Annotated in this window: 17 protein-coding genes; 13 read left to right on the plus strand and 4 right to left on the minus strand. The window is 56.5% G+C overall.

Features of this window, described 5'->3' with window-relative positions:
* Positions 1-6: 6 nt before the first annotated feature.
* Together BFP70_RS01655 and BFP70_RS01660 are read left to right on the plus strand one after the other, a co-directional pair.
* Positions 7-1,056 (plus strand): glycosyltransferase family 2 protein, encoded by a 1,050-nt coding sequence (locus BFP70_RS01655; RefSeq protein WP_255356559.1) that lies wholly within the window; start codon positions 7-9, stop codon positions 1,054-1,056.
* A gap of 158 nt (positions 1,057-1,214) precedes the next feature.
* Complete coding sequence (locus BFP70_RS01660) at positions 1,215-2,147, plus strand: hypothetical protein (RefSeq protein ID WP_066009502.1); 933 nt, start codon at positions 1,215-1,217, stop codon at positions 2,145-2,147.
* A 119-nt stretch (positions 2,148-2,266) separates the two neighbouring features.
* Here BFP70_RS01660 and BFP70_RS01665 read toward each other — a convergent pair whose 3' ends face one another.
* Positions 2,267-2,488 carry a hypothetical protein gene (locus tag BFP70_RS01665; protein WP_066009504.1) on the minus strand — a complete coding sequence of 74 codons (222 nt, stop codon included), beginning with the start codon at positions 2,486-2,488 and terminating at the stop codon, positions 2,267-2,269.
* A 209-nt stretch (positions 2,489-2,697) separates the two neighbouring features.
* On the opposite strand from BFP70_RS01665, the gene pyrC reads away from it, so the two are divergent.
* From pyrC to purF, 9 genes are all read left to right on the plus strand, one after another.
* Positions 2,698-3,738 carry a dihydroorotase gene (gene pyrC, locus BFP70_RS01670; protein WP_066009505.1) on the plus strand — a complete coding sequence of 347 codons (1,041 nt, stop codon included), beginning with the start codon at positions 2,698-2,700 and terminating at the stop codon, positions 3,736-3,738.
* 103 nt (positions 3,739-3,841) lie between these two features.
* Positions 3,842-4,522, plus strand: a complete 681-nt coding sequence (locus BFP70_RS01675; protein ID WP_066009506.1) for an orotate phosphoribosyltransferase — start codon at positions 3,842-3,844, stop codon at positions 4,520-4,522.
* Positions 4,523-4,774: 252 nt separating this feature from the next.
* Entirely contained in the window at positions 4,775-6,283 is a 1,509-nt protein-coding gene (locus BFP70_RS01680; protein WP_066009508.1) for a replicative DNA helicase, read from the plus strand.
* A 245-nt stretch (positions 6,284-6,528) separates the two neighbouring features.
* Positions 6,529-7,578 carry an alanine racemase gene (alr, locus tag BFP70_RS01685; RefSeq protein ID WP_066009512.1) on the plus strand — a complete coding sequence of 350 codons (1,050 nt, stop codon included), beginning with the start codon at positions 6,529-6,531 and terminating at the stop codon, positions 7,576-7,578.
* 282 nt (positions 7,579-7,860) lie between these two features.
* The gene (locus BFP70_RS01690) at positions 7,861-8,739 is read left to right on the plus strand and encodes a hypothetical protein (protein ID WP_083217289.1); all 879 of its coding nucleotides are present in this window, start codon (positions 7,861-7,863) and stop codon (positions 8,737-8,739) included.
* On the plus strand, positions 8,720-9,181 hold the full coding sequence (locus BFP70_RS01695; protein WP_066009514.1) for a paraquat-inducible protein A: 462 nt from the start codon (positions 8,720-8,722) through the stop codon (positions 9,179-9,181). The genes BFP70_RS01690 and BFP70_RS01695 overlap by 20 nt, the downstream gene beginning before the upstream one ends.
* A gap of 182 nt (positions 9,182-9,363) precedes the next feature.
* On the plus strand, positions 9,364-10,731 hold the full coding sequence (gene radA / locus BFP70_RS01700; protein WP_066009516.1) for a DNA repair protein RadA: 1,368 nt from the start codon (positions 9,364-9,366) through the stop codon (positions 10,729-10,731).
* Between the two features lie 40 nt (positions 10,732-10,771).
* On the plus strand, positions 10,772-11,329 hold the full coding sequence (locus BFP70_RS01705) for a CvpA family protein (protein WP_066009518.1): 558 nt from the start codon (positions 10,772-10,774) through the stop codon (positions 11,327-11,329).
* Between the two features lie 166 nt (positions 11,330-11,495).
* Positions 11,496-12,968 (plus strand): amidophosphoribosyltransferase, encoded by a 1,473-nt coding sequence (gene purF / locus BFP70_RS01710; protein WP_066009519.1) that lies wholly within the window; start codon positions 11,496-11,498, stop codon positions 12,966-12,968.
* Between the two features lie 267 nt (positions 12,969-13,235).
* On the opposite strand, the gene BFP70_RS01715 is transcribed toward purF, so the two are convergent.
* Genes BFP70_RS01715 through BFP70_RS01725 form a run of 3 tightly spaced genes read right to left on the minus strand, consistent with a single transcriptional unit; the run spans position 13,236 to position 14,657 of the window.
* Positions 13,236-13,613: an MliC family protein gene (locus BFP70_RS01715; RefSeq protein ID WP_066009522.1), complete on the minus strand. Its 378-nt coding sequence runs from the start codon at positions 13,611-13,613 to the stop codon at positions 13,236-13,238.
* On the minus strand, positions 13,610-13,987 hold the full coding sequence (locus BFP70_RS01720; RefSeq protein ID WP_066009524.1) for a cell division protein ZapA: 378 nt from the start codon (positions 13,985-13,987) through the stop codon (positions 13,610-13,612). Before BFP70_RS01720 ends, BFP70_RS01715 begins: the two co-directional genes overlap by 4 nt.
* Positions 13,980-14,657 (minus strand): hypothetical protein, encoded by a 678-nt coding sequence (locus BFP70_RS01725; RefSeq protein WP_066009525.1) that lies wholly within the window; start codon positions 14,655-14,657, stop codon positions 13,980-13,982. Before BFP70_RS01725 ends, BFP70_RS01720 begins: the two co-directional genes overlap by 8 nt.
* A gap of 291 nt (positions 14,658-14,948) precedes the next feature.
* Between BFP70_RS01725 and tkt the strand changes: the two genes are divergently transcribed.
* A complete protein-coding gene (tkt, locus tag BFP70_RS01730) occupies positions 14,949-16,967 on the plus strand; it encodes a transketolase (RefSeq protein ID WP_066009527.1) in 2,019 nt (672 codons plus the stop codon).
* A 93-nt stretch (positions 16,968-17,060) separates the two neighbouring features.
* Positions 17,061-17,933 carry a DMT family transporter gene (locus BFP70_RS01735; RefSeq protein WP_066009530.1) on the plus strand — a complete coding sequence of 291 codons (873 nt, stop codon included), beginning with the start codon at positions 17,061-17,063 and terminating at the stop codon, positions 17,931-17,933.
* The last annotated feature ends 13 nt before the right edge of the window (positions 17,934-17,946 follow it).

A 17,946-nucleotide genomic window follows, 5' to 3' on the forward strand; every position in this document is an offset into this window, starting at 1 on the left:
ACCTGCGTGAAAAACGAAGCGGCCTTCTTATTGGAATGGTTGGCCCATCATCGCGCAGTGGGTGTAACGGATTTCCTGATCTTCTCCAATGATTGCGACGATGGCACCGATGCCATGCTGGATCAGTTGCAAATTCTGGGCTGGCTGACCCATATCCGCAATCCCGCCCCCTGGAGCAGCGGCCCGCAATGGGATGCGCTAAAAGCTGCGGATCGGCACCCGCTGACGGTTGCCGCCGACTGGATCTTGGTCTGTGATGTGGATGAATTCGTCAATATTCACCATGGCAATGGCACGTTGACAGAGCTGATCGACCATATGCCAGACGCCACAGCCATCGCGCTGACATGGCGGCTGTTTGGTAATGGTGGCGTGGTCAATTTTAATGATCGCCCCGTCACACAGCAGTTCTTACGCGCCGCCCCTGCCGGTATGGCCTGGCCGTGGCGTGCGTCAATGTTCAAGACCTTGTTTCGCAATGATGGCACCTATCGAAAACTGGGCGTGCACCGTCCACGCAGTCCCGATCCGGAAAAAATACAAACCGCATGCTGGTATGATGGGGCCGGTCAGCGCCTGCCATCCACCTATCATACCAAGCGTCTGTTCACTCCGCCGCAGCGCGACAGCTATGGGCTGGTGCAGTTGAACCACTACGCCCTGGGCGCGATGGAAAGCTATGTGCTCAAATGCGCGCGCGGGCGGGCCAATCGAGATGTGGGCGGGTTCGATCTATCCTACTATGTAGAGCGCAATTTTGCCTCGGTCGAAGATGCGTCAATTGGGCGGTATGCGCAGGCGCAAGAATCGCAAATGTCGACGCTGCGTGGTGATGCCACGATTATGCAGCTGCACAATCAGGCGGTGATATGGCGTCGCAAACAATTCGAATCACTTATGACACAAGAAGAGTATCGGCAATTGTTTGGGCGGCTTTTATTAACCCCGCCTTCGCAGCCGCTGCCGGATTCCTTGGCTCATCGCATGGTCGCCATGGCGCAGCGTGCCGCCACTAGATCCAGGGTGGAAACAATGGCGACCTATGATCAGGATTAGCAGGCAGACCGTGTGAGTCCTTCGGATTTTCCGAACATTCCCTCATTTTGGTCGCTTTTAAGTGGTGATAGATTAACCAAACCACCGTCATCCTTCGCGGGCGACGATGGCAAGGTGAAACGGGTTGGAAGCGATAACGCGCAGAAAGGCACGAGATCATGCGGGAATTGACCGAAGCACAATGGCAGACCCAGATCGAAGAGCTTGGCGAAACCGCAGGCTATTATGAGCCTCTGGGCAAAGATCACGCTGCGCTTTTCGTCGATGAAGGCCCTGTGCTGCTGGTTACATTCGAATTGAAGCAGCATTGCCTTGCACGACAGGACAATCAATTACCCAAAGCGGTTCAAATCACCGAGGGTGCAGGCTGGTCCAGCCTCACCTTAATCGCAGAGCATCAAAGTTGGTTCCGCACCCCGGAACTCTATGCATATTTTGACCGGCTTGTGGACGATGCCTTCTTTGAGGATTTTGATCGGGTGGTGTTTTACGGTGCCGGATCATGTGGCTATGCTGCGGCCAGCTATTCAGTCGCAGCGCCCGGCGCCACAGTGATTGCGGTGCAACCACAGGCCACATTGACCCCTTCACTGGCTGGCTGGGATGATCGTTTTCCGGCAAGTAAACGCGTAGATTTCACCAGCCGCTATGGCTTTGCGCCCGATATGATGGATGGTGTTGGTAGAGGTTTCATCATTTACGATCCGATGGAACGTATCGATGCGATGCATGCCGCGTTGTTTGCACGTCCTGACATCACGCTGTTGCCCGCACGCAATTGTGGCCCCCATACCGATATGATTTTGAACGATATCGGCCTATTGGATGAGATCTTGGAACGCGCCTGCGCCGGAGAATTCTCTCCCAATGATTTTTGGACGCTGTTTCGGGCGCGGCGCGATCTTCCTCGGTATCTGCGCGGGTTGGCAGGTCGGCTGCGTGATACCCAACGTTCCTACCTGGAAGCATTGCTGTGCCGAAATGTCGTCAATCGCCGCGGCGGCCCCCGCTTCCGTTCACGGCTCAACCAATTGACCGAACAGCTGGCAGAGGATGGAATCACCTTGCCCGAACCGATGGAACATAGCTGACACGGCCAGTATTCATCTGCCGCACCATTTGCAAAGCGAAGACATAAAAAACCCGGGCGCAACATGCGGCCCGGGTTTTTTGGAACAATTCCGCGCCGCCGCAGCGACAAACGGATCACTCAGTAATGCATCATGTCGCGGAAGACGTGATACGCGATCTGATCACGTTTCAGGCCCATTGCGGCAAGCTCTTCATCCGATTTGCGCTGCAGGCGCTCGATTTCGTCACGGCGCGATTTACGCTCCATATAGGTAACTAGACCGTTGAAAATTGCGCGGCCCATACGGCCTAGGATACCGTTGGCGGCGATGGAACCGTGGGAGGCGGTTGTAAATGCCATTTCTGGAACTCCAGTTTCGTGCTTTGTTTCGTGCTTTTGGGATGTTTCCCTTGCACACGAATATGGGTCATCTTCACTGACATGACTACAGACAGGTTGGAAAGGCCGCCATGCACGCAGCGCAGCGCTGGATAGGTGGGCTGCGATTCTCGCATAGCTACGCATGTTTGCCACTGGATTTGCGCCGCACCATTAGGTAATCGGGTGATATGACCCAGATCACCATTCCCCGCCCCGATGACTGGCATTTGCATCTGCGCGATGGCGAGATGCTCAAGGCTGTCGCTCCGCAGACCGCGCAGCATTTTGCTCGCGCGATCATTATGCCAAATCTTGTCCCCCCTGTGGTGACGGGCGCACAGGCCAGCGCGTATCGTGACCGCATTCTGGCCGCCCTGCCCGAAGGAAGCACATTCGAACCCTTGATGGTGCTCTACCTGACCGAGGACACCGACCCCAAGGACGTGGCCGCCGCACATGCGTCGGGCTTGGTCAAAGCCGTGAAACTCTATCCGGCGGGCGCAACGACAAATTCCAATTCCGGCGTGCGTAATTTCGACAATGTGCGCCCCGTATTGGAAAAAATGGCCGAGATCGGCCTGCCGCTATGCGTCCATGGCGAAGTAACCACCCACGAGGTCGATATTTTTGATCGTGAAGCCACATTTATCGACACAGTGCTGGATCCGCTGCGCAAAGCGACACCAGGATTACGCGTGGTGATGGAACATATCACGACCAAAGAAGGCGTGGATTACGTCAGCGCACAAGGCAGCGACATGGGGGGCACAATCACAACCCACCACCTGATTATCAACCGCAACCATATCCTCGTCGGTGGCATCAAACCACATTACTATTGCCTGCCAGTGGCAAAACGCGAAATACATCGCCGCGCCTTGGTCGAAGCCGCAACCTCAGGCAACCCACATTTCTTCTTGGGAACGGATTCCGCACCACACACGGATGATGCCAAAGAATCGCCATGTGGCTGCGCGGGATGTTTTACGGCAACCAATACAATGCAGCTTCTTGCACATGTGTTCGACGCAGAAGGCAAGCTCAACGCGCTCACAAAATTTGCTTCGGAAAACGGCCCTAAATTTTATGGCCTACCAGTAAATACCAATAGTTTGACGCTGACAAAAAAATCAGAAACGGCGACTTGGCCGAGTAAAATCGCCTCAGCAGCAGGCCCTGTCACGGTGTTCGACCCTGGGTTTCCCGTCTATTGGCATATTGAGAACTAAACTTTCATCTTGCCAGAAATATCCCCCGCGGAGCGTCCGGTCGCCAAAGTCGGAGCCTCCGGCGGGGATATTTTAAGCAAGATGAATTCAGAAAGGTCTTCGAATGATCCCCACAAGCTTTCCAGAAAGAACCGAGATTGCGCGCCTAACGGCCAAGATGCTTCTTGAAATTAAAGCCGTGCATTTCAATGCAGCCGAGCCCTTTACTCTGGCATCAGGACTGCCATCGCCGACCTATATCGACTGCCGCAAGCTTATCAGCTTTCCGCGTATTCGCGCGACTTTGATGGATTTCCTGACAGTGACAGTCATGCGCGATGCGGGGTTTGAGGCTTTTGACAACATTGCAGGTGGCGAAACTGCAGGTATCCCTTTCGCTGCGATGGTGGCCGAGCGCATGGCCTTGCCAATGACATATGTGCGCAAAAAGCCCAAAGGATATGGCCGAAACGCGCGGATTGAAGGCGCCATGACTGAGGGCGAGCGCGTGTTGCTGGTCGAAGATTTGACCACCGATGGTGGGTCGAAACTGTCCTTTGTTGACGCGATCCGTGAGACAGGTGCCACCTGTGGTCACACTGCCGTTATTTTTTACTATGGCATCTTTGACGACACTATCCCAAATCTGCGCGATCATGGTGTCGAGCTGCACCATCTGTGCACATGGTGGGATGTTTTGGCCGAAGCCCGGGCGCAAGCGGCTTTTGATGAAGACACGCTCAACGAGGTTGAGACCTTTTTATCGGCACCGCGAGCCTGGCAAGAGGCCCGCCAGAAGGGCTGATCGGCAGTATTTTGCCATCCTCGACAGAACCTGTGGATGACTTTGTGGATGCGGCTGTGCATGAATTGTGCACGGTCGCATTTTTTTACGCTCTGCCGTCTACATTTTCCTATATAGGGTAAGAGCGCGGTGCCAATCTACCAGATGATCTATCTTTGGCGAGAAAGCCCGTGGCTTTTCCCCAGAGTTTTCCCATTTGGCGAATAGGTTGAGATCCGTTAAAGCAATCCTCTTACGGGTATTGAGGCAGTCATGAACGAAATCAGCGCAGTCAGAAATGATCAACTCAACATGGCGCAAGCCAGCTCCACCGATGATGATATCGTCCCTCATAATATCGAAGCAGAGCAGCAGCTGCTTGGGGCGATCCTGACCAATAACGACATTTACGACCGTATCGCTCAGGTCGTGAAGGCAGACCATTTCTATGAACCCGTCCATCGCCGGATTTATGAAACCGCGATTGCCCGGATTCAAAAAAACGCTCTGGCCTCCCCGGTCACATTGAAAGGATATCTTGAGGATGATCCGGGTTTGCAGGCCTTGGGCGGGCCGGCCTATCTGGCGCGTTTGGCGGGGGCTGCGATTTCGGCCTATGCTGCGCGTGATTATGCCCAGATGATCCATGATCTGGCACTGCGTCGCGAACTGATCAATGTTGGCCGCAACCTGTCCGATGCGGCGGGGAAGCTGGATGTCGGGCGCGAGGCAGAGCAGCTGATTGTTGAAACCGAGGGACATCTTTACAAGCTTGCTGAATCTGGCACGGCGGAAAAAGGCTTTGTGTCCTTCCTCAAGGCTGTGACCGATGCCGTGCAATCTGCCAATGCGGCCTATCAGCGCGAAGGCGGCTTGTCAGGGATTTCAACCGGGTTGAAAGATTTGGACAAAAAACTTGGCGGTCTGCACCCGTCAGATTTGATCATTTTGGCGGGCCGTCCCTCCATGGGGAAGACCTCTTTGGCGACAAATATCGCGTTTAACATTGCCAAGGTTTATCGCCGTGGACAAAAACCGGATGGCAGTGAAGGCGCAGTTGAAGGCGGCTGCGTTGGCTTTTTCAGCCTGGAGATGTCAGCCGAACAATTGGCCGCGCGTATCTTGTCTGAGGCATCGGAGGTTCCGTCCGAACAAATCCGACGCGGCGACATGTCCGAGGCTGAATTCCGCCGTTTCGTCGAAGCTGCAAAATCTTTGGAAACCTGTCCGCTGTATATTGACGACACGCCAGCCCTGCCCATCGCGCAGGTTGCTGCGCGATGCCGCCGTCTGAAACGGACGCATGGGCTGGATGTTGTCATTGTCGATTACCTGCAGCTGTTGCGCGGCACGGGACGTGGTGACAACCGCGTGCAAGAAATCGGTGAGATTTCGATGGGGCTGAAAGCCATCGCCAAAGAACTGCATGTGCCGGTGATTGCCCTGTCCCAGCTAAGTCGGACGGTGGAAAGCCGTGAAGACAAACGGCCGCAACTGTCTGACCTGCGCGAATCCGGCTCGATTGAACAGGATGCGGATGTGGTAATGTTCGTTTACCGTGACGAATATTACAAAGAGCGCGAAAAGCCTGGCGATCATGAACTGGAAAAAATGGCCGCTTGGCAGCAATTGATGGAGCAGGTTCATGGCAAAGCCGAGATCATTCTTGGCAAACAGCGCCACGGGCCGATTGGCAGCGTCGAGGTCGCGTTTGAAGGCCGCTTTACACGTTTCTCCGATCTAGCAAAATCGTGGCAAGGCGATGGCAGTGACGGGTTTTAAGCCGGCCTATGTTTAGACAGCTTGGCGGTTAAAGGGCCGAACATATCTGAAGGGCTGCGCCACAAAACAGGCGCGGCGCCTTTGCGCGTTTCAGGGGCAGCCAAGGGACGGGTCGCCCCGTCAATGGTCATCTGTGCAGCCTGCTGGCATCATCACAGCAACGCCGATTAAGTGATCAGCGGGGCTGCACGATATGCATGGCAATTTCCCTTGACCTTCGCCCGGCGAGGAAGAAGAAACGCAGTATGGCACAAGCATCACTTCACATAAATCTTGACGCGATTACCGCCAACTGGCGTGCGTTAAATGCAAAATCGGGCACGGCGACGGAAACGGGCGCCGTGGTCAAGGCGGACAGCTATGGGTTGGGCGCTGGTCGCGTCTCGCAGGCATTGATGCGCGCGGGTGTGCGCACATTCTTCGTCGCCATCGCAGAAGAAGGCGCTGCGCTGCGCAAAGCGATCGGTGACGGCCCAAAAATCTATGTGTTCAGTGGCCATATGGAGGGCGATGCCCCCTTGCTGCAAAACCATTCGCTTATCGCGCTGCTGAATTCGCCGCAGCAGGTGCAGCGCCATTTTAGCGCCTGCAGCGATACCCCCTTTGGCATCCAACTTGACACCGGGATGAACCGCCTGGGGCTGGAAGCCGCAGAATGGTCAGAAATCGCGCCCAACGCGCTGGCGCTATCCCCAAAACTGATCATGAGCCACCTTGCCTGCTCGGATGAGCTGGAGGTCGGCATGAACGAACGCCAGCTGCCAGAGTTTCTACGCATGACACAGGGGGTGAACGTGCCACGCTCTCTTTCAGCGACGGGTGGTATTTTGCTTGGGCCAGAGTTTCATTTTGACATCACGCGCCCGGGTGTGGGCCTATATGGCGGCATGCCCTTTGACGATGCGCAGCGTGTCGTGACATTGTCCCTGCCCGTGATCCAAACCCGCAGTGTCGCCCCGGGGGAGACCGTGGGATATGGCAACACATGGACAGCACAGCGCCACTCTGTCGTGGCCACAGTTGCCGCAGGCTATGCCGATGGGATCCATCGCATCTTGTCGAATAGGACGCAATTATGGGCTGACGGCACGGCCTGCCCGGTGATCGGCCGTGTATCTATGGATTTGATCACGGTCGATGTCACCGACCTTGCCGCATGCCCTGATGCGCTTGATCTGTTAGGCAAGCATCAAACCGTGGATGATCTGGCGGCGCAAAGCGGCACAATCGGATATGAGGTTTTGACCAGTTTGGGCACGCGCTATAATCGCAGCTATCACGTGTCAGGCGCCTAAGTGATTACCGAAACGAATAGTCTCAATCAGGGAAACAATCCTTTTGCCTGAATGGGTGGGTGGGATGTTCCCCTGATTTTTATTTTAATAAAATTTATAAAAATCAATTATTTGCGCCAATAACTTAAGGTAAATCCTATAGGTATCATACGGTGAAACCCATGCTTGGATCCCGTTAAAGACCTGCGCGGAACCTATTGGTTTTTATATAAAGAGTTGATTTGAACGGTCCGATACATGATCCTTAGGTCAAGTAATGCAGGGCCAACTGGGGGTTGGGGTATGAGTGGGATCGGAACACCGCAATCGCCAGAGCGGTTGCATATGCGCGCGGACCCTTCGGCCGCGATCCTATCCGCGCTTAGCACATCATTGAGCGTTTGCGTCTTTGTCTTTGCGCTATTGGCCATCGGCGCATTTCTGGCATCGGCTGTTGGGCTGATGCCGTGGCTGGAAATTGCTGCCCGTTTTGGTGAAAACACCGTGCCTTATGCCGGCGCTTGGCTGCAAGGCGGTGCTGCGGCCTTGGGGCTGATCCTTGCGCTATATTTACCTGCGCATGAACGTGTCGCGCGGCTGGAACGATCACATCGCAGCTTTCATCTTGGGATGAAAGACGTGGCACATGCCTACCGGATCGCGCATGAAAGTGACCGCCGCGGCGTTTTTACCCTGTCAGGAGAGTTCGACGCTATGCGCGAGCGACTGACACATTTGCGCAAACATCCCGATTTGGCAGGGTTGGAGCCGGAGCTGCTTGAGCTGGCGACGCAGATGAGCCTGCAGTCGCGAGAGCTTTCCGCCGTCTATTCAGACCAGCATGTCACGCGGGCGCGTGAATTTTTGGCGCATCGTCAGGCAGAGGCAGAGCGTGTCAACGATCAGATCTCGGCTGCGCGGCGCACCTGCGCCGAACTGCGCCACTGGCTGACCGATGTAGAGACGGAAGAACGCCTTGTGGCGCAGCAATATCGGATGCTTGAACGCGATCTGGAAGAAATCCTGCCCGGTCTTGGGTATGAGATGGAAGAGATTGCGCCACCGCCAGGGCCAGACAACGTGGTGGCCCTACCGCAGGCCGGTACGGCGAAATCCCAAGTGAGCACGGCCAAGCCAAGGTCCGCGGCGAAACGGGCAAGTGATGATGGCGATCCGGCTTGATCGGGTGATCTTGCGGGGATGGACGTTCGCACTGCTGGTGTTGTTTCCCGTCTCTTGGTGTGCGCCGTTGATGCGGGCGGGGGTGTTGCCCTTCTTTGATTTGACGACAATCTCCATTGCCACTGGACTGACCGAATTATGGCAAACAGACAAAGCGCTAGCGGTTGTGGTTGCCATATTTGCTGTGGTGGCACCAATGGCGAAATGCGCAGCACTTGTCGGAGTGCAATCACACCGTCTGACGCCGCGCGCCTTGCCGATAATTGAGCTGTTAGGCCGGTTGGCTATGGCCGATATCTTCTTAATTGCGCTTTATATCGTGATGGCCAAAGGCATCACATTTGGGCGCGTAGAAACCGCTTGGGGGCTCTATCTTTACGGATTTTGCGTCCTGTCCTCCCTATTCATCGGCGCCATGAGTAAGAACCCACACCCTATCTGACATTCGATATTTGTCTTACACTAAATTCTGAGCGTGGAGGGGCTCTGCCCCGACCGCGCTGTTAGGGGCTCGATGCCCCTAACAGCGCGATCCCCCGGGATATTTGGTGGCAAGATGAAAAGAACCGGATTTTCCCGTTTTTGGGATCTTGATGTTCACATGATGTTCTGCAAAATGCGCCTATGGCAAAATCAATTCTTTCGTATAGTTGTACGGCATGTGGTGCGGTTCATAAAAAATGGGGCGGCAAGTGTGATGCTTGCGGACAATGGAACACATTGACCGAAGAGGCTCCGCTGTCAGCCGGCCCCAAGGGAAAATCTCTGGGAGCAACAAAGGGGCGGGTCATTGGGTTGTCCGCCCTTTCGGATGAAGAACCACCACCTCCGCGTTCGGTTTCGGGGATGGCGGAATTCGACCGTGTGCTCGGGGGCGGGTTGGTGCCTGGCTCTGCCATTTTGGTCGGCGGTGATCCTGGTATCGGAAAATCCACGTTACTGCTGCAAGCGGTCGCGCGTTTTGCCACGGCGGGTTTGAAATGCCTGTATATCTCCGGTGAGGAGGCCTCGGCGCAGGTGCGGATGCGGGCACAGCGCTTGGGGTTGCAAGAAGCGCCCGTTCAATTGGGGGCCGAGACCAACCTACGAGATATTTTGACCACGATGGAGGCGGAAGCCCCGGATCTGGTCATCATTGATTCGATCCAGACGATGTGGGCCGATATGGTCGATTCTGCGCCTGGATCTGTGTCTCAGGTCCGTGCAGCCTGTCATGAGCTGGTAACATTTGCGAAAAAGCGCGGCTGCGCTGTTGTCCTGGTGGGACATGTCACAAAAGAGGGTCAGATTGCGGGGCCACGCGTTGTCGAGCATATGGTCGATACAGTGCTGTATTTTGAAGGCGAGCGCGGGCATCAGTTTCGTATCTTGCGCGCGGTCAAAAACCGCTTTGGCCCAGCTGCAGAGATTGGCGTGTTTGAAATGACCGGCCAAGGGCTGGCAGAAGTATCCAACCCTTCTGCCCTGTTCTTGTCCGAGCGGGGGCAGGCTGCGCCCGGATCCGCTGTTTTTGCTGGAATTGAGGGCACGCGACCGGTTTTAACCGAGATTCAAGCGCTTGTTGCCCCGTCTTCTTTGGCCAGCCCAAGACGCACCGTTGTGGGGCTGGATTCCGGCCGTATTTCGACGATCCTAGCGGTATTGGAAAGCCGCTGCGGCATTCCTTTCACCGGGCTGGATGTGTTTTTAAACGTGGCAGGAGGCATGCGGGTGTCAGAGCCTGCTGCGGATTTGGCGGCCGCTGCGGCATTGTTGAGCGCGCGTGAGGATGTCGCCCTGCCCGCAGATATGGTTATTTTTGGTGAAATTTCCCTGTCTGCGGCGCTGCGTCCGGTGGGTCAGGCGGAAAACAGGTTGAAAGAGGCGGCAAAACTTGGTTTTTCACAAGCGATTGCTCCACGGGGCACCAAGGTCGCCGGAAATGAGGGGATAACCCCCCGTCAGCTGCCCGATCTGGTGACATTCGTCGGGGATATGTTCGGCGCAGGATAGGCGCGCCGCAAGAAATTGGGTCGAGGGGACGCAAAGACTTATGGACGGGTTTACCATCGTCGACGCTATTGTGGCGGTCATCATCATTTTATCGGCCATTTTGGCCTATAGTCGTGGCTTTGTGCGCGAGGGGCTGGCGATCATTGGTTGGATCGGCGCCGCCATCATCGCTTATCTGTTTGCCGATGCGGCGCGTCCGCTGATTGCGCAGATCCCGGGGTTGAACAAGGTTCTGGGCGACAGCTGCGAACTGGCAACCATTGGCGGGTTCGCCGCGGTTTTCGCGCTGGGGTTGGTGGTGTTTTCTATTGTGACGCCGCTATTTGCCTCGGCCGTTCAGCGCTCTGCGCTTGGCGGATTGGATCAGGGTCTTGGCTTTTTATTCGGCGTGATCCGGGGTGTCATTCTCGTGGCGGTGGCTTTTGTGGTCTATGATCGCGTGATGGTGAACGAGGCAATGCCGGTGGTGGACGATTCGCGCTCTGCCAAGGTTTTTGCCCGGATGTCGCTGTCGATGGATGAACAAATGCCAGAAGACGCCCCCGGTTGGATCGTTGCCCGTTATGAAAACCTGGTTGCCAGCTGCCCGGCACCGTAAAAACGGTTGTTTCATGGCATTCATGACAATCGTATAAAGCTTTTATCGGCGGGAGGGGTTAACACCTCTCCCGTTTGGCATTACATCACGCGGCATACGGCCTTTCGGGAATCATCTGCCTGCTGGATCCCGATTTACGCAAGCTACCGGAAATCGGAGTCCTCGCATGACTGATGAGCCCGCGTTTTATTCGCACCCTTTTGATGATGATAAGCTGAAAGAGGAGTGTGGTGTCTTCGGCGTTGTCGGCGTGAAAGACGCCGCGAATTTCGTCGCCCTTGGCATGCACGCTTTGCAGCACCGCGGCCAAGAGGCTGGCGGTATCGTTGCCCACCATCCTGAACATGGGTTCAACTCAGCGCATCGGTTTGGCTATGTGCGCGACAATTTCACCAAAGCGTCGTTGATGGAAACCCTGCCCGGCCCTGTGGCGATCGGGCATGTGCGCTACTCTACCGCCGGGAAGAAAGGCGCGGTGATCCGCGACATTCAACCCTTTTTTGGTGAATTTTCCATGGGTGGCTGTACGATTGCGCATAATGGCAACCTGACCAATGCAGACCAGCTTCGCCGCGAATTGATTGAAATGGGCGCGATTTTCCAATCCAGCTCGGATTCGGAATGTATCATTCACCTAATGGCGCGATCGATCCAGAAGCGCCATGCTGATCGCATTGCCGATGCGCTGCGCCGTGTCGAAGGCGCGTTTTCAGTGGTCGCGATGACCCGCACGAAGCTGATCGGTGTGCGTGATCCGCTGGGCGTGCGCCCGCTGGTTCTGGGCAAGCTGGGCGATGGCGGTTATGCGCTGTCATCGGAAACCTGTGGCTTGGATATCATCGGTGCCGAGCTGGTGCGTGAGATTGACCCCGGCGAGATGGTGGTGATTGAAGACGGGATCGTCAAATCTTCGCGCCCCTTCGCCCCGGCCAAATCGCGGTTCTGTATCTTTGAACATGTGTATTTCTCGCGCCCGGACAGCCAATATGGCGGTCGCTCGGTCTATGACACGCGCCATCAGATCGGTGTTGAGTTGGCACGCGAAGCCCCGGTTGAGGCCGATCTGGTCTGTCCTGTGCCGGATTCAGGCACTCCTGCCGCGATTGGCTTCAGCCAGGAATCGGGTATTCCCTTTGCCCTTGGCATCACTCGGAACCAATATATGGGCCGGACCTTCATCGAACCGACCGAGCAGATCCGCAATATGGGCGTGCGTTTGAAGCTGAACGTCAACCGTGCGCTGATCAAAGGCAAACGTGTGATCTTGGTGGATGACTCGGTTGTGCGCGGCACCACATCGCGCAAAATCAAAGATATGATCCTGGATGCCGGTGCCAAAGAGGTGCATTTCCGCATTGCCTCCCCGCCGACGGCATGGCCGTGTTTCTATGGGGTGGACACGCCGGATCGCTCCAAGCTTTTGGCGGCGAATATGTCCGAAGAGGATATGCGCCAGTGGATCAATGTCGACAGTTTGAAGTTCATCTCGCTTGACGGGTTGTATCGCGCCGCAGGTGAGGTCAACGGGCGCGACAACGTGACGCCGCAATATTGCGACGCGTGTTTCTCGGGCGAATACCCGGTGACCCCGACTGATCAAATTGACAAGGGATTCGAGATGAAAACGGCGGCGGAATAAGCCCCGTCAGACCGGCGTTTTCGGATGCCGGCCTGCATCGTCGCCAAATAGCGCCGCCTTGAATTGACACTGCAAAAACGCTCCGAAGCCGTCTTCGGGGCGTTTTGGCACCAAAACATATCCAAATCACGCAACAACGGATGGTTCCCGGCTTTAAGGCCTGTGGTAAATCGGGTTTGAATAGGACGCGGCTGCGATAGCCCCCATCGCATGCGCGCCGGGACGGCCCCTATGCATAAGTCTTATGATGCTGGCTGGCATCCCTAATTAGGACATGCACCCCAGCAGCAAGGGGCGTTGGTCCGCCTTGCCGCGCCATTCCAAAGCGGCCTCATCACCCTTGGTGATCCAAAGATAGCCACTGGGATCACCCGCCACGACGTGCTGTGCATAAAACGCACCCGAACCACTGGGAACCGTGCGCAACGCGATCTGCTGCCCGTGGATGACGATCACCGCAACCGCAGGTGTGATCCCGTTGACATAGGTCGCCTGCACCTGTGCGCCGGCTTCGCAGTGATACACCCGCGTATCGATCGTGACGCCCTCTTGCGCTGCGTCTTGCCTTGGCTCTTGGCCCGACACCTGCGCCACCGCGCCCTGCCCCATACACAGACAAAGCACCACAGCCCAAATCTGTTTCACAATGTCTCCTCGACCTTATCGGCCAGGGATTCCGCGCGCGCTGACAATTCGGCCAATGTATCCGTCAGCCCCTCTGGCAAGACGGGCACCTCAACTTTGGTGGGGTTGGCGCGTGCATCTGCCAATTCTTTTTCCAACGTCTGTATACGGGCCGTCAATTCGCGCGCCTGATCTTCAACGGCAGCGGTCTTATCGGCGAGCATCAGCCCGGCCATCAGTAGCATGCGCCCCTCTGGCATACGGCCAATCTGATTGACCAGCACGCTGGCTTCACGGTCCAACATCATCGACGCCGATTGCAAGAAATGTTCTTCGCCATTCTGGCAGGCGACCTCAAATTCGCGGCCGCCGATGGTGATTGTGACTTCAGCCATTGGTCTGTGCCTCCTGATGGTTCGGGTCTGCATCTTCTTCGGCGCTGTTCATGCGCGACAGCAGCGGCTCCAACCCCGAAAGAATCTCATCCAGCTCCCGTGTTTCGGCGGCGCGGGCGGCACGCAGGGCGTCCAGTTCGGCACGGGTCAGCGCATCCACCAATTGCGTTGATGCTGGACCACGGGTGTTCATCATCAGCTGGTTTGCCTCAATCAACGCATCATTGGCCTGTTTTAAATGACCAATATCGGCCTGCATCAATGTCGCCGCACGCGCACGCTGGCCCAAACGTTTCTCAAGCGCCAGAAGCGCCGCGTCTTGCTGGGCCTTTAGGTCGGCCAGACCCTGTTCCAGCACGGCTTTTTCATCTTGTTCTGTTGCCAACTGGGCGCGCAGCTGTTCCAATTCGGCTTGCAACGCCTGATGGGCGGTGACCAGCGCCTGCACCTCCGCCAAATCAATCTGTGGCGTATCGGGATCGACGGCAGAGGCTGTAGATGCCTGCGCGGCTTCTGTTTCCAATGTCGCGATACGCTCCAGCGCCTCGCTCAGTTCATTTTGCAATTCAGTGCGGGTGGCGACAAGTTGATCCATTCCACGCGCAAGCCGCTCTACCGCATAGGATAGCCTGCGCTCATATTCAGCGATTTCAGCCGTCTCATCACTCATCTGCTGTCTCCGTCGTGCCAGTCGCGGCCGCGCCCGCAACGTATTCGACTTTTGCCAAATCCTAAGGGAAAGTGAAACCCCTCACACAGTTCTGGGCCCTGTGACGGCAGATGTCGCGCCCGAAAAGACCATGTTTGCACCATTTTGCCTGCAACAGTGGGCGGCAATCACCCCCGCGACGCGGCTTTCTGCCTGTGAAACATTGGGCCTGTGCTTGATCTTGGGCCGAACCCTGCTATCAGAGGCAAAGATAACGCTAACCGTCATCGGTATGGGTAAGGAGGTCCTGCTATGGAAATCGCAGAATTGCGCGCGAAGCACCCCGAACATTGGAAACTGGCATCTGCCATCCGGGCACTTGCCATGGATGCAGTGCAAGCCGCAAATTCGGGCCACCCCGGTATGCCGATGGGCATGGCCGATGTGGCCACGGTTCTGTTCAAGAACCATCTGAAATTTGACGCAAGCCAGCCCAAATGGGCCGACCGCGATCGTTTCGTTCTATCCGCCGGTCACGGCTCTATGCTGATCTATGCGTTGCTATATCTGACGGGCGATGCGCAGATCACGCTGGAGCAGATCAAAAACTTCCGCCAGCCCGGTGCGCTGACGGCAGGCCACCCGGAAAACTTCCTTGTGGATGCAATCGAAACCACCACCGGACCCTTGGGTCAGGGGATTGCGACCGCTGTGGGAATGGCGATTGCCGAAGAGAACCTGCGCGCACGCTATGGCAAAAAGGTCGTCGATCACAAAACATGGGTGATCGCGGGCGATGGCTGCCTGATGGAGGGTATCAGCCACGAGGCCATCGGCCTTGCCGGCAAGCAAAAGCTGTCAAACCTGGTCGTGCTGTGGGACAATAACAACATCACCATTGATGGCCGCGTTACCGTGTCCGACCTGACAGATCAGCGCAAACGCTTTGAAGCAGCAGGCTGGAAAGTGCTGCATTGCGATGGCCACGATCCCGAAGATATCGACCGCGCCCTAACTGAGGCCGCAAAAGCCAATAAACCGGTCATGGTCGATTGCAAAACCTTTATCGGTTTTGGCGCCCCGAACAAGGCCGACAGCTATGCCGCACATGGTGCGCCGCTGGGTGATGAAGAAATCGCCGCGACGAAAGAAATCTACGGCTGGCCACATGGCCCGTTCGAAATCCCGGCAGATGTGAAGGCCGCATGGGAGGCCATCGGATCGCGTAGCGCAGGCGAAGTGACCGCATGGAACGAACGTTTCAACGCGCTGTCAGACAATCGCAAAGCCGAATTCACCCGGCTGATGGCAGGGGAGGCCGCGCCAAAGCTGGCGTCAGTGGTGCGCCGTTTCAAAAAAGAGCAGATCGAGGCAGGCACCAAGGTTGCCACCCGTAAAGCCTCTGAAATGGTGCTGAACGTGATCAACCCTGCGATCCCGGACACCGTGGGCGGCTCTGCCGACCTGACCGGGTCGAACCTGACCAAGACCCCTGACCTAGGGGTGTTTGACACGGACAATCGTAAGGGCCGCTATGTAAATTACGGCATCCGCGAACACGGTATGGCAGCAGCGATGAACGGGATGTATCTGCATGGCGGCATTCGTCCCTATGGCGGCACATTCTTCTGCTTTACCGATTATGCCCGTGGCGCGATGCGTCTGTCGGCCCTGATGGGGGTTCCCGCGGTCTATGTCATGACCCATGACTCCATCGGTCTTGGCGAAGATGGCCCGACGCACCAGCCGGTGGAACATCTGGCAATGTGCCGCGCGACGCCAAACACATGGACCTTCCGTCCCGCCGATGTGGTGGAAACCGCCGAAGCGTGGGAGCTTGCCTTATCGGCAGAACGCACACCATCGGTTCTGGCGCTGTCGCGTCAGGGTCTGCCGTGCCTGCGTGAAAAGCACACGAACACCAATCAGGTGTCCAAAGGTGCCTATGTCATCAAGGAAGCCGAAGGCAAACGTCAGGCGATCATCATGGCCACTGGCTCTGAGGTCGAGATCGCGCTCAAGGCCCGCGATCTGCTACAAGCCGAAGCGATTGGCACCCGTGTTGTGTCCATGCCCTGCATGGAGCTGTTTGAAGCACAAGACGAGAGCTACCGCCGCAAAATCCTGCCCCCCGGTGCAGCGCGTGTCGCCGTTGAGGCCGCTGTACGTCAGCCGTGGGACAAATGGCTGCTTGGCGAACGTGGTCGTGAACAAAAAGCAGGTTTCGTAGGGATGGAGGGCTTCGGTGCCTCTGCTCCGATCGGTGATCTCTATCAAAAGTTCGGCATCACCCCTGAAGCTGTCGCGGAAAAGGTCAAAAGCCTGCTGTAAGCAGACCGACCAACGTAGATCCGACAGAGGGGGCCATCACGGCCCCCTCTTGTTATTTTGAAGGGACAGATTGTGTCGGAAACAATCTTACAAATGCCAGACCCTCCCCCCGCCGCGCCGGTGCATCGCAACGGCTTGGGTATCTTGTTCCTTCTGGGGGCATTTGGCTGTTTCACATTGATGGATGCGATGGCAAAGATTTTGGCCGTGCGCTATGATCCAGTGCAGATCGTTTGGACCCGCTATGTGGTCAATACGGTTCTGGTCTTCGCGGTCTTTACCCCGCGCCTGACCACGCTGCTGCCTGCGCGCCAGCCGGGATTGCAGATCCTGCGCTCTGTGGCGCAACTTTCGACGGTTTTGACCTTTTTTGTCGCACTGCAATATATCGGGCTGGCAGAGGCTACCGCGCTGGCCGATCTGAACCCGGTTCTGGTGACCCTGGGGGCCGCGCTGTTCCTGGGCGAACGGCTTGGCCCACGCCGGATCGTCGGCATTATTGTGGCCTTTGTGGGCGCGATGATCATTATCCGCCCTGGCGCGGGCGTGTTTCATCCCGCCTCGCTTTTGGCGCTGGCAACGGCGGTGTTATTCGCCGCCGGTATGTTGCTAACCCGGCTAATCCAGCGTGACGGCCTCGCGACCTCTGTGCTGTGGTCCGCGGCAATCGGCCTGATCTGTTCCAGTGTGGCGGTGCCATTCTTCTGGACCCCAATACAGGCGCAAGACCTATGGGTCATGCTGGCGCTTGGGGTGTTTGGCACCGTGGGCATGGCGATGATCATCAAGGGCTATTCATTGGGGGAAGCCACCGCACTGGCCCCATTTGGCTATACCGGTCTGATCTGGGCAACCCTTTGGGGCGTGCTGTTCTTTGGCCAGATCCCTGATATCCATACCATCATCGGTGCGCTTGTGATCGTAGGCGCGGGTATTTATGTCTGGGCGCGGGAGCGGCGGGCATAACCTTCCGCCCTCC

Source organism: Thioclava sp. SK-1, assembly GCF_001705665.1.
Lineage (GTDB): Bacteria > Pseudomonadota > Alphaproteobacteria > Rhodobacterales > Rhodobacteraceae > Thioclava.

Coding starts and splice junctions, on each gene's coding strand:
- BFP70_RS01660 (WP_066009502.1), top strand. CDS start 1,215: ATGCGGGAATTGACCGAAGCACAATGGCAGACCCAGATCGAAGAGCTT.
- BFP70_RS01665 (WP_066009504.1), bottom strand. CDS start 2,488: ATGGCATTTACAACCGCCTCCCACGGTTCCATCGCCGCCAACGGTATC.
- pyrC (WP_066009505.1), top strand. CDS start 2,698: ATGACCCAGATCACCATTCCCCGCCCCGATGACTGGCATTTGCATCTG.
- BFP70_RS01675 (WP_066009506.1), top strand. CDS start 3,842: ATGATCCCCACAAGCTTTCCAGAAAGAACCGAGATTGCGCGCCTAACG.
- BFP70_RS01680 (WP_066009508.1), top strand. CDS start 4,775: ATGAACGAAATCAGCGCAGTCAGAAATGATCAACTCAACATGGCGCAA.
- alr (WP_066009512.1), top strand. CDS start 6,529: ATGGCACAAGCATCACTTCACATAAATCTTGACGCGATTACCGCCAAC.
- BFP70_RS01690 (WP_083217289.1), top strand. CDS start 7,861: ATGAGTGGGATCGGAACACCGCAATCGCCAGAGCGGTTGCATATGCGC.
- BFP70_RS01695 (WP_066009514.1), top strand. CDS start 8,720: ATGATGGCGATCCGGCTTGATCGGGTGATCTTGCGGGGATGGACGTTC.
- radA (WP_066009516.1), top strand. CDS start 9,364: ATGGCAAAATCAATTCTTTCGTATAGTTGTACGGCATGTGGTGCGGTT.
- BFP70_RS01705 (WP_066009518.1), top strand. CDS start 10,772: ATGGACGGGTTTACCATCGTCGACGCTATTGTGGCGGTCATCATCATT.
- purF (WP_066009519.1), top strand. CDS start 11,496: ATGACTGATGAGCCCGCGTTTTATTCGCACCCTTTTGATGATGATAAG.
- BFP70_RS01720 (WP_066009524.1), bottom strand. CDS start 13,987: ATGGCTGAAGTCACAATCACCATCGGCGGCCGCGAATTTGAGGTCGCC.
- BFP70_RS01725 (WP_066009525.1), bottom strand. CDS start 14,657: ATGAGTGATGAGACGGCTGAAATCGCTGAATATGAGCGCAGGCTATCC.
- tkt (WP_066009527.1), top strand. CDS start 14,949: ATGGAAATCGCAGAATTGCGCGCGAAGCACCCCGAACATTGGAAACTG.
- BFP70_RS01735 (WP_066009530.1), top strand. CDS start 17,061: ATGCCAGACCCTCCCCCCGCCGCGCCGGTGCATCGCAACGGCTTGGGT.